The sequence below is a fragment of the Microbispora sp. NPDC049633 genome (genome assembly GCF_040675265.1).
GTDB classification, from domain to species: domain Bacteria; phylum Actinomycetota; class Actinomycetes; order Streptosporangiales; family Streptosporangiaceae; genus Microbispora; species Microbispora maris.
Map to the genome: position 1 here is coordinate 16,434 of NZ_JBFAOO010000088.1, position 14,385 is coordinate 30,818.

At 71.4% G+C, this 14,385-nt stretch carries 14 protein-coding genes and 1 pseudogene; 10 read left to right on the forward strand and 5 right to left on the reverse strand.

Going from position 1 to position 14,385, the window contains the following annotated elements; translation table 11 throughout:
- Positions 1–7: 7 nt before the first annotated feature.
- From AB0J39_RS22425 to AB0J39_RS22435, 3 genes are read right to left on the reverse strand one after another with little or no spacing between them, the layout of a single operon-like run.
- The gene (locus AB0J39_RS22425; protein WP_363467830.1) at positions 8–850 is read right to left on the reverse strand and encodes an inositol monophosphatase; all 843 of its coding nucleotides are present in this window, start codon (positions 848–850) and stop codon (positions 8–10) included.
- Positions 823–1,476: a hypothetical protein gene (locus AB0J39_RS22430; RefSeq protein WP_363467832.1), complete on the reverse strand. Its 654-nt coding sequence runs from the start codon at positions 1,474–1,476 to the stop codon at positions 823–825. The genes AB0J39_RS22425 and AB0J39_RS22430 overlap by 28 nt, the downstream gene beginning before the upstream one ends.
- Positions 1,473–2,525 (reverse strand): hypothetical protein, encoded by a 1,053-nt coding sequence (locus tag AB0J39_RS22435; protein ID WP_363467835.1) that lies wholly within the window; start codon positions 2,523–2,525, stop codon positions 1,473–1,475. The genes AB0J39_RS22430 and AB0J39_RS22435 overlap by 4 nt, the downstream gene beginning before the upstream one ends.
- Positions 2,526–2,751: 226 nt before the next feature.
- On the opposite strand from AB0J39_RS22435, the gene uvrB reads away from it, so the two are divergent.
- The 3 genes from uvrB to AB0J39_RS22450 all read left to right on the forward strand — a co-directional run bounded on the left by uvrB (position 2,752) and on the right by AB0J39_RS22450 (position 6,491).
- Positions 2,752–4,863 carry an excinuclease ABC subunit UvrB gene (uvrB, locus tag AB0J39_RS22440; protein WP_363467838.1) on the forward strand — a complete coding sequence of 704 codons (2,112 nt, stop codon included), beginning with the start codon at positions 2,752–2,754 and terminating at the stop codon, positions 4,861–4,863.
- A gap of 360 nt (positions 4,864–5,223) precedes the next feature.
- Positions 5,224–5,712, forward strand: coding sequence for a hypothetical protein (locus AB0J39_RS22445; protein ID WP_363467840.1), 489 nt, complete (start codon positions 5,224–5,226; stop codon positions 5,710–5,712).
- A 173-nt stretch (positions 5,713–5,885) separates the two neighbouring features.
- Positions 5,886–6,491: a DUF4126 domain-containing protein gene (locus AB0J39_RS22450; protein ID WP_363467843.1), complete on the forward strand. Its 606-nt coding sequence runs from the start codon at positions 5,886–5,888 to the stop codon at positions 6,489–6,491.
- 48 nt (positions 6,492–6,539) lie between these two features.
- Here AB0J39_RS22450 and AB0J39_RS22455 read toward each other — a convergent pair whose 3' ends face one another.
- Both AB0J39_RS22455 and AB0J39_RS22460 read right to left on the reverse strand, forming a co-directional pair.
- Positions 6,540–6,857 (reverse strand): Uma2 family endonuclease, encoded by a 318-nt coding sequence (locus AB0J39_RS22455; RefSeq protein WP_363467845.1) that lies wholly within the window; start codon positions 6,855–6,857, stop codon positions 6,540–6,542.
- Positions 6,858–6,905: 48 nt separating this feature from the next.
- Positions 6,906–7,601 (reverse strand): acyltransferase, encoded by a 696-nt coding sequence (locus tag AB0J39_RS22460; RefSeq protein WP_363467848.1) that lies wholly within the window; start codon positions 7,599–7,601, stop codon positions 6,906–6,908.
- A 156-nt stretch (positions 7,602–7,757) separates the two neighbouring features.
- Here AB0J39_RS22460 and AB0J39_RS22465 point away from each other — a divergent pair, with 156 nt between their 5' ends.
- The 7 genes and pseudogenes from AB0J39_RS22465 to AB0J39_RS22495 form a co-directional block, all read left to right on the forward strand.
- A complete protein-coding gene (locus AB0J39_RS22465) occupies positions 7,758–9,428 on the forward strand; it encodes a CTP synthase (protein ID WP_363467851.1) in 1,671 nt (556 codons plus the stop codon).
- Positions 9,425–10,102 (forward strand): NUDIX hydrolase, encoded by a 678-nt coding sequence (locus tag AB0J39_RS22470; protein ID WP_363467854.1) that lies wholly within the window; start codon positions 9,425–9,427, stop codon positions 10,100–10,102. Before AB0J39_RS22465 ends, AB0J39_RS22470 begins: the two co-directional genes overlap by 4 nt.
- A 35-nt stretch (positions 10,103–10,137) precedes the next feature.
- The gene (locus tag AB0J39_RS22475; RefSeq protein WP_363467856.1) at positions 10,138–11,076 is read left to right on the forward strand and encodes a site-specific tyrosine recombinase XerD; all 939 of its coding nucleotides are present in this window, start codon (positions 10,138–10,140) and stop codon (positions 11,074–11,076) included.
- A 126-nt stretch (positions 11,077–11,202) separates the two neighbouring features.
- Positions 11,203–12,063, forward strand: a complete 861-nt coding sequence (locus tag AB0J39_RS22480) for an AAA family ATPase (protein WP_310738894.1) — start codon at positions 11,203–11,205, stop codon at positions 12,061–12,063.
- Positions 12,064–12,091: 28 nt separating this feature from the next.
- Entirely contained in the window at positions 12,092–12,967 is an 876-nt protein-coding gene (locus AB0J39_RS22485) for a segregation/condensation protein A (RefSeq protein ID WP_363467858.1), read from the forward strand.
- An 87-nt stretch (positions 12,968–13,054) separates the two neighbouring features.
- On the forward strand, positions 13,055–13,708 hold the full coding sequence (gene scpB / locus AB0J39_RS22490; protein ID WP_363467860.1) for an SMC-Scp complex subunit ScpB: 654 nt from the start codon (positions 13,055–13,057) through the stop codon (positions 13,706–13,708).
- A pseudogene (locus AB0J39_RS22495) lies at positions 13,708–14,385 on the forward strand (hypothetical protein); the annotation flags it as partial. The gene scpB and the pseudogene AB0J39_RS22495, both read left to right, overlap by 1 nt.

A 14,385-nucleotide genomic window follows, 5' to 3' on the forward strand; every position in this document is an offset into this window, starting at 1 on the left:
GCGCCCTTTAGAGCGGCGGAATCGAGGACGCCAGGCGGCGGGCCTCGGCGACCAGGTCGAGCAACTCATCGATCAGTCCGGGCGGCGCGGCGACGAAGCTGCGGTCCTCGGACGGGCCCTCGGCGGACGCCTCGAACGGCCCGCCGTCCAGCCGCCGGATCTCCACGCCGGCCTCCCGCGCGATCAGGGCCCCGGCGGGCAGGTCGAGCCCTTCCGCGCGGTAGCCGATCATGCCGTCGATGTCGCCGCGGGCGAGCATCGCCCAGCACAGCAGCGGGGCCCAGAGCTGGAGCACCCGCCGGGCGCGGGCGTCCATCGTCATCTTCAGCGACCGCGCGGCCGGGTCCAGCCGGGAGACCCCGTGGCCCTGCGTCCAGGCCAGCACCGGCCCGTGCGGGAGCTCCCGCCGCGGCGGCCCGGTCAGCGGCCCCGCCGGCCCGCGGGCCCCCGCCCCGGTGACGGCCGACCAGGTGCGGCCGGACAGCGGCTCGTGGACCACCCCGAGCACCGGGCGGCCGCCCGCGCACAGCGCCAGGCCCACGACGTACGCCGGGAGACCGATCGCCACGTTGTTCGTGCCGTCGAGGGGGTCGACGAGCCAGGTCCACCCGCCGTCCGCCAGGTCGCCGTCGTGGACGCCCGACTCCTCGGCCACGATCCGGTGGGTGGGGAACTCGGCCCGGATGCGGTCGAGGATCAGCTTCTCGGCGGCCAGGTCGAGGTCGGTGACGACGTCGCCCGACCCGCCCTTGGCGTGGACGGCGACCGTTCCCGGCGCGCTCTCGCGCAGCACGGCGCCGGCGGACAGGGCGGCCTCGACGGCTACCCGCCTGGCGTGTTCGAGGTCCACAGGCTCCTCCTGGCCAGCTCGGCGGCACGTGCGGTCTCGGTGGCGTCGAGGCGTTCCCGCCTGACGTGGTGGAGGGGCGTGGCGAGCGGCCCGAGCGACAGATCGCCCAGGCCCGGCCTGCCGCGGCCGAGCGCCACGGTGGCGGCCTCGCCGTCCTCGGGGATGACGCTGCTGTGGAAGGCGCCCGCGGCGAGCGTGTAGGTCTCCCCGGCGCCGAACAGCTCCGCGCGTCCCGGTGCGTACGCGACGGTCCTGGAAGTGGGGCGGACGACGTCGCCCGACGGCGTGCTGACCACCTCGAAGACGCGGTGGGTGGGAGAGCGCGAGGTGTCGGTCACGACCGCGTGGACGTTGCGCACCTGGCCGTACAGGACGTGGCTGACCAGGTCCCAGCTGTGGCAGTGGACCTGCGAGGTGGTGCTGCGGGCGCGCCGCGCGGCGGCGGTCCAGACGTGCACGCACACCCCGAGGTCTCCCTCGCGGACCAGCGGCAGGCAGAGGAACCCGAGCGGGTGCCGCACGCCCCGCACGTCCGAGCCGCCGGCCGCGATGCCCCCGAGCACGCCGAGGGCCCACTCGCGGGCCTTCCCGCCGGCGAGCGCGTCGGTCACCTCCCGGTACCTCATTGCGCGTACGGGTCCTTGGCACGCAGCGCCTTCCGGGTGACCTCGACGACGTCCCGGTCGGTGAACGACTTGGGCAGCGGGAGATCGACGCGCTCGAACAGCCTGCGGACCTCCTCGACGGTCGGCTCCTCGCTCAGCGGCACCGACCGGTACCGGTCGATCGCCACGCGCCGGGCCTGCTCGAAGCTCGTGCGCAGCTCGGTGCCGCAGCTCTCGTAGAAGAACGAGCCGCTGAAGGCGATGATGGCCCGGTTGGGGTCCTCGGACGTCATGATCAGGGCACGGCCCGACATGTCCCAGCGGAAGGTCGTCATGACCGGCGACAGCCCCACCGCGATGTCGAGCAGGCCGTACCGCTGGCGATACCAGAACGCGGCCAGGACGCTCGCGTACGACTCCTTCCTCGCGCGGTCGGTCGTCCACACCTCACCGGTGCCGTCGGGCCGGTCCGACAGCGACCTGCGGTAGTGCGCGTAGCTCTCGCACACCGCCTCGTCCGTCGGGTCGATGATCTCCAGGCGGACCGTGAGGTGCCGCTTCTCGCGCCGCGCGGCGGTCACGCACTCGGGCAGCGTGACGGCGCGCATATAGGTGCCGGTGCCGCCCTTGAACGCCCAGCGGTCGGTGCCCCGCCGCGCGTCCGCGTGCGCCTGCGCGATCTCGTGCTGACTGCCCAGGATGCGGATGACCGCCATGTCCTCGAGGGCCCGGCGGGTGCCCGCGACGAGGTCCTCCAGCTCGTCGAGGCGGTCAAGACGCTCGGGGAGCCGCGTGAGCACGCCGGAGGTCGCGTGCATGGCCTCCTCGACCGGCTCCTGCCGGGCCCGGTCGCGCAGCAGCGCGGTCGCGACCAGGGCCAGGACGACGAGGGTGGTGCCGCTGACGAGCTGCGACTTCACCTTGTCGGGGATCACGTCGTCGGGCAGCACGCCCAGCACGCCCACGGCCACGGCCAGCACGAGGGCGATGGCCCCGTCGACGTTCTTGGCCGCCCACGCGAGCGACCGGCCGACGGCATTCCGCAACCCCGCCATGGTCAGCCCCGCCATCCCGTCAGTGTCGGCCCCCGACTGGAATCGTAACGACAGGGTCATGGTCCGGCCAAGGGTCGGCCGTCGGCGGGCCGGAGGCGTCGCGGGCGAGAGGCGGAGCGGGTATCGGGACCGGAATTGTCGGTAGCCACGCGTAGGTTATGGAGGTGAACCGGAGCGGGCGTCGCGCATCTTCATGCCGCCCCGCGCCGGTGGACGGGGCGAGTGAGGAGCTGAGCGGGCGATGACATCCATGATGGACCTGAAGCGCAAGGTCGCGCCCTTCGAGGTCGTCACCGACATGACGCCGTCCGGCGACCAGCCCACGGCGATCGCGGAGCTGGAGCGCCGGGTCAGGGCCGGGGAGAAGGACAGCGTCCTGCTCGGCGCGACCGGCACCGGCAAGACCGCGACGGTCGCGTGGCTGATCGAGCGGGTGCAGCGCCCGACGCTGGTCATGCAGCCGAACAAGACGCTCGCCGCCCAGTTCGCCAACGAGCTGCGCGAGATGCTGCCGAACAACGCGGTCGAGTACTTCGTGTCGTATTACGACTACTACCAGCCCGAGGCGTACGTCCCGCAGAGCGACACCTACATCGAGAAGGACTCCTCGATCAACGAGGAGGTCGAGCGGCTGCGTCACTCGGCGACCTGGTCGCTGGTGTCCCGCCGCGACGTGGTCGTGGTCGCCTCCGTCTCCTGCATCTACGGCCTGGGCACGCCGCAGGAGTACGTCGACCGGATGGTCGGGCTCAAGGTCGGCCAGCAGATCGAGCGCGACCAGCTGCTGCGGCGGCTGGTCGACATGCAGTACACCCGCAACGACCTGGCCTTCACCCGGGGCACGTTCCGGGTGCGCGGCGACACGGTCGAGGTCATCCCGGTCTACCAGGAGCTGGCCGTCCGCATCGAGATGTTCGGCGACGAGATCGAGAAGCTCGCGACGCTGCACCCGCTGACCGGTGAGGTCGTCGGCGAGGACGACGAGCTGCACATCTTCCCCGCCTCCCACTACGTGGCCGGCCCCGAGCGTATGGAGCGGGCCATCGCCGGCATCGAGGCGGAGCTCGCCGAGCGGCTCGCCGACCTGGAGCGGCAGGGCAAGCTGCTGGAGGCCCAGCGGCTGCGCATGCGCACCACCTACGACATCGAGATGATGCGGCAGGTCGGCACCTGCGCCGGCATCGAGAACTACTCGCGGCACATCGACGGCCGCGAGGCGGGCACCGCGCCGCACACGCTGCTCGACTTCTTCCCCGACGACTTCCTGCTGGTGCTGGACGAGTCGCACCAGACCGTCCCCCAGATCGGCGCGATGTACGAGGGTGACGCCTCGCGCAAGCGGACGCTGGTCGACCACGGGTTCCGCCTGCCCTCCGCCATGGACAACCGCCCGCTCAAGTGGGAGGAGTTCCTGGAGCGCATCGGTCAGACCGTCTACCTGTCCGCGACGCCCGGGCCGTACGAGCTGGGCCGCAGCAAGGGCGAGGTGGTGGAGCAGGTCATCCGCCCCACCGGTCTGGTCGACCCCGAGGTGATCATCAAGCCCACCAAGGGGCAGATCGACGACCTCATGGAGGAGATCCGCGCCCGGGCGGAGCGGGACGAGCGGGTCCTGGTCACCACCCTTACCAAGAAGATGGCCGAGGACCTCACCGACTACCTGCTCGACAACGGCATCCGGGTCCGCTACCTGCACAGCGAGGTCGACACGCTGCGCCGCATCGAGCTGCTGCGCGAGCTGCGCATGGGCGAGTTCGACGTGCTCGTCGGCATCAACCTGCTGCGTGAGGGCCTCGACCTGCCCGAGGTCTCGCTGGTGGCGATCCTCGACGCCGACAAGGAGGGCTTCCTGCGCTCGGAGACCTCGCTCATCCAGACGATCGGCCGAGCGGCCCGAAACGTGTCCGGCCAGGTCCACATGTACGCCGACAAGATCACGCCCAGCATGGAGCGGGCGATCGAGGAGACCAGCCGGCGCCGGGCCAAGCAGATCGCCTACAACGAGGCGCACGGCATCGACCCGCAGCCGCTGCGCAAGAAGATCGCCGACATCCTGGACAGCCTCGTCCGTGAGGACGCCGACACCGCGCAGCTCCTCGGCGGCGCCGGGCGTCAGCAGTCGCGCGGCAAGTCGCCGGTGCCGGGTCTCGCGTCCCGGGGCGCGGGCCAGCACGCGAAGGCGATCGCGGGGGAGATGCCCCGCGCCCAGCTCGAATCGCTGATCGAGTCGCTGACCGAGCAGATGCACACCGCCGCCGCCGATCTGCAGTTCGAGGTGGCGGCCCGGCTGCGCGACGAGATCAAGGAGCTCAAGCGGGAGGTCCGCGACATGCGCGAGGCCGGCGTTAAGTGACGGCGCGGCGTCGGCACCCCCCGGGCCGACGCCGATGCGACCGAATTCGAAATTCGGCCGATCGCAGTGGATTGTGCATTGGCACCCTCGCTGGGTGAGTGACCGAATTCGCCGTTTCGGCCACGTGACGGAAACGCCGCCGGCTGCGAGGAGACGGGCGGGGTGCGGGCTCCGAACGCGGTTGACCTGGTTCGTTGCGGGGAAGGCATTCGCTGCCGCGTGGATCCACGCGTGATGGGAGTGGCTCGATTATGGCGGCTCCCGACTAAGCGAATCCATTTGTGACAAATCGGGGAAATCATGCGTTCGACGACCAATGCGTCAGGGCCTGCCGTTCGCCTCGCACTCGCCGCCGGGTCGGTGACCGCGCTCCTCGCCGGTTGCGGCGAGGCTCCCGCGCACTCGATCGCGGCGGAGCCGGTGAGCCGGCCGGTCACGTTCGCCTCGGCCTCCGCCGAACCCATCGTGACGGCCGCACCATCGTCGTCGCCGTCGCCCAGCCCGTCGGCGACGCCGGGCGACTTCGCCGGCTGCCGGGACGGCGACTGCGAGGCGCGGGTGCGTGCGGGGGACAGCATCCCCATCGACCCGGCGCTGGGCGTGGACGAGATCTCCGTGGTGGGCCTGCGGGGAGACGCCGCCAGAATCGCCTTCACCGGCACCTCGACGGTCGTCGACGGGGCGAACACCAGCATCAGCCGGAGCTGTTACAACGACCGCTGCCGGGTCCGAGGGGCGTTGACGATCAGCACGAGCAGGCCGGGCCGCATCGGCGACGTCGGACTGCGACTCACCCGGGTGGAGGGCGACAGCGCCCTGTTGGTGCTCCAGCGGGCCGGTGAAGAATGACTCCCGGGCGGAGGACTATCCGCCGTGGCCGCCCGCGCCTGACACGGCAGGCGCCCGTCACGTGCCGGCAGAGGTTCCGGGGGCGCGATTCGCGGTAGTGGACGGGGACACGGAGCCGGGGCCGTCCGTTGACGGGAAGGCGGGATCGTCCCGCCGGCCGGAGGAGGTTGCCGATGTTCGCGGCGCTCACCGGGCTCGGACTGTCGACCGCGGCCGGGCTCAACGCGTACATCCCGTTGCTGCTCGTCGGCGTGCTCGCGCGGCTCACCGACGCCGTACGGCTGCCGCACGAGTACGCCTGGCTGTCCGACACATGGGTCCTCGCGATCATCGCCGTGCTGCTGGTCGCCGAGTTCGTGCTCGACAAGGTGCCGGTGGTCGACCACGTCAACGACTTGATCCAGACGGCGGTGCGGCCCGCCGCGGGCGGCGTGGTGTTCAGCGCCACCGCCGCGGCGGAGCGGCTGGACGAGTCGGCGTGGATGGCCGAGCACCCGGCGGTCGGCTGGGTGCTGGGGATCGCGGTCGCCCTCGCCGTGCACGCGATCAAGGCCACCGCGCGGCCGGTGGTGAACGCCACCACGGCGGGCGTGGGCGCGCCGGTCGTCAGCACGGCCGAAGACGTTGGCTCACTCGGCATGAGCCTGATCGCGATCTTCCTGCCCGTCCTGGTGGTGGTGGCGCTGGCGCTGCTGGCGTTCGTGGCCTGGCGGCTCGTCCGCAGGGTGCGGCGCTACCGGGCGGCCCGCCGCGCCCGTGCCGCCGCGTCGCCGGGCTGACGGCGGGGCACGGCACCCACGTCTCGCGCCGGCGCCGCACAGGCCGGATCAGCCGAGGAAGCGGCTCAGGTCCAGGTCGATGTCCACGTCGAAGCCGACGTAGGTGGCGAGGCGCTTGCGGTGGATCCCGGTCGGCACGTACGCCTTCACGCTCGGCTCCAGCTCGAACGTGTACGCGACCGCCTGCTCGTCTTCCGGCTCCACCCGCCATAGGTATTTGATGCCGGCATTGGAATACTTGGTTGGCTTCGTCACTCTGTCCCTGTCCGCCGATTCGGGCGACACCACTTCGACGACAAGGTGAACGTCCTCAGGTTTGAAGGACGTCGTCGTGAGGTTGGGCAGGGCGCTGCGCTGCACGATCATGAGATCGGGCTCGGGCCGCTGCCGCGGGTGAAGGTCGCCGGCGCTCGGTCAGGCCGTACGTGACTCGTGTTCGGCGCGGGGGCGGGGGTCGGCGGGCAGCGGGGTGGTGCGGCGGGCGGCCGAGGGGCTGTGCCAGCCGAGGTCGGGGGAGTGCCGGCGGACGACCTTGGCCGGGACGCCGGCGATGACCGAGTGGTCGGGGAACTCGCCGCGCACCACGGCGCCGCCGGCGACCACCGACTGGCGGCCGATCCGCGTCCCCGGCAGGATGATCGCCCCCGTCCCGATCCAGGACCCCGAACCGATGGAGACCGGCCTGTTGCGCGGCCACTGCCGTCCGATGGGCGTCTCGGGGTCGTCGTACACGTGGTTCTGGTCGGTGATGTAGACGTAAGGGCCGGTGAAGACGTCGTCGCCGATGTCGATGGACTGGTGGCCGACGATGTGGCTGCCCCTGCCGATCGAGCAGCCCCGGCCGATCCGCACGATCGAGTCGGGCCCGAGATCCACGCCGGGACCCATGCCCGCCGAGATCGACACCCGCTCTCCCACGAGCGTGTGCGGGCCGATCTCGATCCACTGCTCCCCGAAGATGGCGCCCTGCGGGAAGGACAGGCACACTCCCTCGCCCATGCTGCGGAACCGGTAACCGCCCGGGGCGGCCGGGCTGATCGCCGCGGCCTCCCGCACGTAGGCCCACCCCAGGTGGACCAGACGGCCGACGGTGCGCTTCACGAACGACATAACGCGACAAGTTACCGTTAGGTCGGCTTGTCCGCTATGGCGGGTTAGTGCACGTGGCAAGCCCAATGTTGCCCAGCGTTTGATATTCTGAGAGCCCGTGGGCATCGCGGCGTCCAAACCGGACGGCCGGATCGACATCGACCACGGGAGCTCTTCTTGCGCAGCGCCGCACAAACCAAGCATCTGTTCGTCACCGGCGGCGTCGCCTCCAGTCTCGGCAAGGGACTCACGGCCTCCAGCCTCGGTCGTCTCCTCAAGCTTCGCGGCCTCCGCGTCACGATGCAGAAGCTCGATCCCTACCTGAACGTCGACCCCGGCACGATGAACCCCTTCCAGCACGGCGAGGTGTTCGTCACCGACGACGGCGCCGAGACGGACCTCGACATCGGCCACTACGAGCGCTTCCTCGACACCGAGTTGCACGGCTCCGCCAACGTCACCACCGGCCAGGTCTACTCGAACGTGATCGCGAAGGAGCGCCGCGGCGAGTACCTGGGCGACACCGTCCAGGTCATCCCGCACATCACCAACGAGATCAAGGACCGCATCCGTGGAATGGCGGGCCCGGACGTCGACGTGGTCATCACCGAGGTCGGCGGCACCGTCGGCGACATCGAGTCGCTGCCGTTCCTGGAGGCCGTCCGGCAGGTCCGGCACGAGGTCGGCCGCGACAACGTCTTCTTCCTGCACGTCTCCCTCCTGCCGTACATCGGCCCGAGCGGGGAGCTGAAGACCAAGCCCACGCAGCACTCGGTCGCGGCGCTGCGCAGCATCGGCATCCAGCCCGACGCGATCGTGCTCCGCTCCGACCGCGCGGTGACCAACGCGGTCAAGCGGAAGATCAGCCTGATGTGCGACGTGGACGAGGACGCCGTCGTCTCGGCGATCGACGCCGCCTCGATCTACGACATCCCCAAGGTTCTGCACGCCGAGGGGCTCGACGCGTACGTGGTGCGCCGCCTCGGCCTGCCGTTCCGCGACGTGGAGTGGACCGAGTGGGACCAGCTCCTGCGCCGGGTGCACCGCCCGGCCAAGGAGGTCACGATCGCGCTGGTCGGCAAGTACATCGACCTGCCCGACGCGTACCTGTCGGTCACCGAGGCGCTGCGCGCGGGCGGCTTCGCCAACGACGCGCGCGTCAACATCCGCTGGGTCAAGAGCGACGACTGCGAGACCTCCGAGGGCGCGGCCCGCGAGCTGGACGGCGTCGACGGCGTGCTGATCCCCGGCGGCTTCGGGGTGCGCGGCATCGAGGGCAAGGTCGGCGCCGTACGGCACGCCCGCGAGCAGCGCGTCCCCCTGCTCGGCATCTGCCTCGGCATGCAGTGCATCGTCATCGACGCGGCCCGCAACCTGGCCGGGATCGAGGACGCCGACAGCACCGAGTTCGACCCCGAGACGATCAACCCGGTCATTTCGACCATGGCCGACCAGAAGGACGTCGTCGCCGGTGAGCGCGACATGGGCGGCACCATGCGGCTCGGTCTCTACCCGGCCAAGCTCGTGGAGGGCTCGCTGGCCCGCCGCCTGTACGGCAAGGCCAAGGTGGAGGAGCGCCACCGGCACCGTTACGAGGTGAACAACGCCTACCGGGAGCGCCTGGAGAAGGTCGGCATGGTGTTCTCCGGCCTGTCGCCCGACGGCCGCCTCGTCGAGTACGCCGAGCTGGCCACCGACCAGCACCCGTTCTTCATCGGCACGCAGGCCCATCCGGAGTTCCGCTCCCGCCCGACCCGGTCGCACCCCCTGTTCAAGGGGCTGGTCCAGGCCGCCCTGGAGTACGCGGGCCGGCGCGAGAACGTGGCGAAGGCGGGCCGGGCCAAGTGACTGCTGAGAACACGACGGAGAACACGACGGAGAACACGGCGGAGAACACGGCGGAGAACACGGTGAACGTCGAAGACGTCGAGGAGTCCTGGAACGTCGTCGCCTCCACCGAGCATTTCGCCGGGCGGATCATCACGGTGCGTACCGACACGGTGGAGATGCCTGGCGGAGTGACCGCCGACCGCGACTACGTCGTCCACCCCGGTTCGGTCGCGGTGCTCGCCCTCGACGGCGAGGACCGGGTGCTGCTGATCCGCCAGTATCGGCATCCGGCGCGGCGCCTGCTGTGGGAGCTGCCGGCCGGCATCCGCGACGTGCCGGGCGAGCCGCTGGTGGAGTGCGCGGCGCGGGAGCTCGCCGAGGAGGCCGCCTACCGGGCGCGTACGTGGCACACGCTGGTCGACCTGCGCACCTCCCCGGGCATGTCGGACGAGCGGATCCGCGTCTTCCTGGCCCGCGACCTGGAGCCGATCCCCGACGAGGAGAACACGTACGTGCGCCACCACGAGGAGACCGACATGCCGGCGGTCTGGATTCCGCTGGGTGCGGCGGTCGACAAGGCCCTGAACGGAATGATCCACAATTCTCCTGCGGTCGCCGGTATCCTCGCCGCATACGCTGCTTCCGCCGACGGATTCAAGGGCCTTCGTCCCGCCGACGCGCCGGAGGCATGAATCCGTAGGGAGACGTCCTGAGCGAGCCCGAGGCGGTGCTGTCCAGCTACCTCGCCCATCTGGCGGTGGAGCGGGGGCTGTCTGCCAACACGCTCGCGTCCTACCGTCGCGACCTGCGCCGGTACCTCGAACACCTGCGGGCGCGCGGGCTCGAGACGTTCGCGCAGGTCGCGGAGGCGGACGTGGTCTCCTTCCTCGCCGCGCTCCGGGAGGGCGACGAGGAGCATCCGGCGCTGGTCGCGAGCTCCGCCGCCCGCGCCGTGTCGGCCGTACGCGGGTTGCACCGCTTCGCCCTGCGCGAGGGCGTGGCGGGTCACGACCCCGCGCACGAGGTGCGGCCGCCGCGGCAGCTCCGGCGGCTGCCCAAGGCGATCACCGTCGCGGAGGTCGAGCGGCTGATCGCCGCCTGCGGCCCGGAGGACTCGCCGCTCGCCCTGCGCAACCGCGCGCTGCTGGAGGTCCTGTACGGCACGGGCGCCCGGATCTCCGAGGCGGTCGGGCTGGCGGTGGACGACGTGCCCACGGGTCCTGCCCACGAGGAGGACCGCTACGAGGACGGCGACCAGGACCAGGTGCGGCTGCGCGGCAAGGGCGGGCGGACCAGGATCGTGCCCCTCGGCCGTTTCGCCCGCCAGGCGCTCGACGCGTACCTGGTCAGGGCGAGACCCAGGCTGGCGGCGCACGGCCGGGGGACGCCCGCGCTGTTCCTCAACGCGCGGGGCGGACGGCTCACGCGGCAGGGCGCCTGGGAGGTGCTGCAGGCGGCGGCGGAACGAGCCGGACTGTCCGGTGTATCGCCGCATATGTTGCGGCATTCGTTCGCAACCCACCTCCTGGACGGAGGCGCCGACGTTAGGGTTGTCCAGGAGTTGCTCGGCCACGCCTCGGTGACCACCACCCAGGTGTACACGCTGGTGACGGTCGACAAGCTCCGGGAGGTGTACGCGGCGGCGCATCCCCGCGCCCTGCACTGAACGGGTGCATCTCGGCAGCCGTTGGCGCGCCGCCTTGCCGACCACGTGCCGACCCTTTAGATTCGATCAGGTTCGAGGGCCGTCAGGGAGGACCAACAGGTGACTGCGACCACAGAGGGGACGTGGGTGGGGGCTCCCGGTGCGATCGGGCCCACCGGTCGTCCCCGTCCGGTGTTCCCCGAGCCGACGCCGCCGGAGTCCCACGGGCCCGCGCGCATCGTCGCGATGGTCAACCAGAAGGGCGGCGTCGGCAAGACGACGACCACGATCAACCTGGGTGCCGCGCTCGCCGAGGTCGGCCAACGGGTGCTGCTCGTCGACTTCGACCCGCAGGGCGCGCTGTCGGTCGGTCTCGGCATCGACCCCCGGCCGCTCGAGGCGACGGTCTACGACCTCATCATGGAGGAGCCCGACGTCACGGTCGAGGACGTGCTGATCGACACCACCGTCGAGGGCATGCAGCTCCTGCCGAGCAACATCTTCCTGTCCGGCGCGGAGATCCGGCTCGTCAACGAGGTCGCGCGGGAGTACGCCCTCCAGCGGGCGCTGGAGCCCCTGCTGCCGCACTACGACATCTGCCTGATCGACTGCCAGCCGTCCCTCGGCCTGCTCACGGTCAACGCGCTGACCTGCGCGCACAGTGTGATGATCCCGCTGGAGTGCGAGTTCTTCGCGCTGCGCGGCGTCGCGCTGCTGATGGAGTCGATCGGCAAGGTCCAGGAGCGGCTCAACAAGAACCTGGAGATCGACGGCCTGCTCGCCACCATGTACGACCCCCGGACGCTGCACGCCCGCGAGGTGCTGCAGACGATCATGCAGGGCTTCGGCGACAAGGTGTTCCACACCGTCATCAACCGGACGGTCCGCTTCCCCGACGCCACCCTGGCGGGGGAGCCGATCACGCAGTTCGACCCCGGCTCGATGGGCGCCACCGCCTACCGCGAGCTGGCCCGCGAGCTGCTGGCCAGGTGGCCCGCCCGCGTCTGATCCCGCCGGGCCGCGACGGTAGGGGACAATGGCAGGCGTGACGACCGGCCAGGAGATCGACCAGGGGAGCGAGGAGAGCGCGCCGAGCGGTTTCCAGGTGCACCTGGACGTCTTCGAAGGGCCGTTCGACCTGCTGCTCGGGTTGATCTCCAAGCACAAGCTGGACATCACCGAGGTGTCCCTGCACAAGGTCACCGACGAGTTCATCGCGTACATCCGGTCGCGGGGGCCGGAATGGGACCTCGACCAGACCAGCCACTTCCTGCTCGTCGCGGCGACCCTGCTCGACCTCAAGGCGGCGCGGCTGCTGCCCACCGGAGAGGTGGAGGACGAGGAGGACCTCGCCCTGCTGGAGGCCCGCGACCTGCTGTTCGCGCGACTGCTGCAGTATCGGGCGTACAAGGAGGTCGCGAAGATCTTCGCGGGCCGGATGGCCGAGGAGGCGCTGCGCTTCCCGCGCGCCGTGCCGATGGAGAAGCGCTTCGCCGACCTGCTGCCGGAACTCGTGCTCGGCATCGGGCCCGAGCAGCTCGCCAAGATCGCGGCACGGGCCTTCACGCCGAAGGCTCCGCCGTCGGTGTCGGTCTCGCACATCTATCAACCGCTGGCGAGCGTCCGGGAGCAAGCCGCTATCCTTGTCGAGCGGCTGAGGCGGCTGCACACGGCGACCTTCCGGGCGCTGACCGCCGACTGCGCGGGGACGTTCGAGGTCGTCGCCCGCTTCCTGGCCGTCCTGGAGCTGTTCCGGGAGTCCGCGGTCTCCTTCGAGCAGGTCGAACCGCTCGGCGACCTGTACGTCACCTGGACGGGCACCGACGACGGCGACGTCACGGTCGGCGACGACTACGACGAGGGCCGGCGCGAGGAGCGGCCCGCCGAGGCGGACGCGGCACCAGGCGAGTGAGGCGGGGCCGGCCCGCCACACGGACGCCGAGGCGGCGCCGGGCCGGCGGCGGCAGAGACGGAACCACCGCACGACGAGCGAGGAGCGATGGAAGCGAGCGACATCCCCCGTTCCGGCGACGACCCCGGCGCCGGTACGCCCGCCGGGCAGCGGGATCAGGCACCCGGTGCCGCGGAGTCCGACGCGACCGGGACGGTGGAGGGGCTTTCGCTCACCGCGGCGCTCGAAGCGATCCTGATGGTGGTGGACGAGCCGGTCGCCGAGGTGACCCTCGCGCAGGTGCTCGAACGCCCGACGGTGGAGGTCGCCGCCGCCCTTCGCGCGCTGTCCGAGGAATACACGGCCTCCGGCCGGGGTTTCGACCTGCGGGAGGTGGCCGGAGGCTGGCGCTTCTACACCCGGGCGGAATGCGCCGCGCTGGTGGAGAGGTTCGTCAGGGACGGCCAGCAGGCGCGGCTGACGCAGGCCGCGCTGGAGACCCTCGCCGTGGTCGCCTACCGGCAGCCGGTCAGCCGGGCGCGGGTGGCGGCGGTGCGCGGCGTGAGCAGCGACGGCGTCATGCGGACGCTGGTCGCACGCGGCCTCGTGGAAGAGGCCGGAACCGACCCGGAGAGCCAGGCCGTGCTCTACCGGACGACGAGTTACTTCCTGGAGAGACTGGGGCTGCGGAGCCTCGACGAGCTACCCGAACTCGCCCCGTTCCTCCCGGACGACGTGGAAATTCTTGAGGAGCAGAAGTAGTGAACAACAGGCGTGGCACCCCGTCCGGTGAGGGACGCGGTCGGAGCCGGAGCACCGGTCAGCAGGGCGCGAGCTCGCGTGGATCCCGCGGCGGATCCGGCGGCGGCTTCCGTCCCCAGGGCGACCGGCGCGGCGGTTCCCGCGTCCCTGGTTCCCGGTCCGGGTACGGTTTCGACTCCAGGTCAGACCGGTCCGACAGGCCCGACAGGTCCGACAGGTCCGACAGGTCCGACAGGTCCGACAGGTCCGACAGGTTCGACGGGCCCGACTCGCGGCGGTTCCGCGACGAGGAGGCCCCGCGCGGCGGCCGGTACGGCGACCGCCGCGCCGGCGACGCACGCGACGACCGTCCCCGCGGCCGTACGGGTGACTCCGGTCGTCAGGGCGACAGCGGCCGGCGCGACGCGCGTTCCGGCGGCGAGCGGTATCGCGACGACGCCCGCGCCCCCTTCAGGGCCGAGCGGGGTGGTTCCCGTGGCCGTTACGGCAAGCCCGAGGGCGGCCGGTCCGGCGACCGTCACTTCGACCGCGACAGCGGCCGTGGCTTCGAGCGCGGCTTCGACCGTGAGGGCGGCCGTGGTTCCGAGCGCGGCTTCGACCGTGAGGGCGGCCGTGGTTCCGAGCGCGGCTTCGACCGTGAGGGCGGCCGTGGTTCCGAGCGCGGCTTCGACCGTGAT

Excerpts from the sequence above, each read along its gene's own strand:
- AB0J39_RS22460 (WP_363467848.1), bottom strand. The coding sequence starts at position 7,601 with ATGTCGTTCGTGAAGCGCACCGTCGGCCGTCTGGTCCACCTGGGGTGG.
- AB0J39_RS22450 (WP_363467843.1), top strand. The coding sequence starts at position 5,886 with ATGTTCGCGGCGCTCACCGGGCTCGGACTGTCGACCGCGGCCGGGCTC.
- uvrB (WP_363467838.1), top strand. The coding sequence starts at position 2,752 with ATGACATCCATGATGGACCTGAAGCGCAAGGTCGCGCCCTTCGAGGTC.
- AB0J39_RS22485 (WP_363467858.1), top strand. The coding sequence starts at position 12,092 with ATGGCAGGCGTGACGACCGGCCAGGAGATCGACCAGGGGAGCGAGGAG.
- AB0J39_RS22455 (WP_363467845.1), bottom strand. The coding sequence starts at position 6,857 with ATGATCGTGCAGCGCAGCGCCCTGCCCAACCTCACGACGACGTCCTTC.
- AB0J39_RS22435 (WP_363467835.1), bottom strand. The coding sequence starts at position 2,525 with ATGGCGGGGCTGACCATGGCGGGGTTGCGGAATGCCGTCGGCCGGTCG.
- scpB (WP_363467860.1), top strand. The coding sequence starts at position 13,055 with ATGGAAGCGAGCGACATCCCCCGTTCCGGCGACGACCCCGGCGCCGGT.
- AB0J39_RS22430 (WP_363467832.1), bottom strand. The coding sequence starts at position 1,476 with ATGAGGTACCGGGAGGTGACCGACGCGCTCGCCGGCGGGAAGGCCCGC.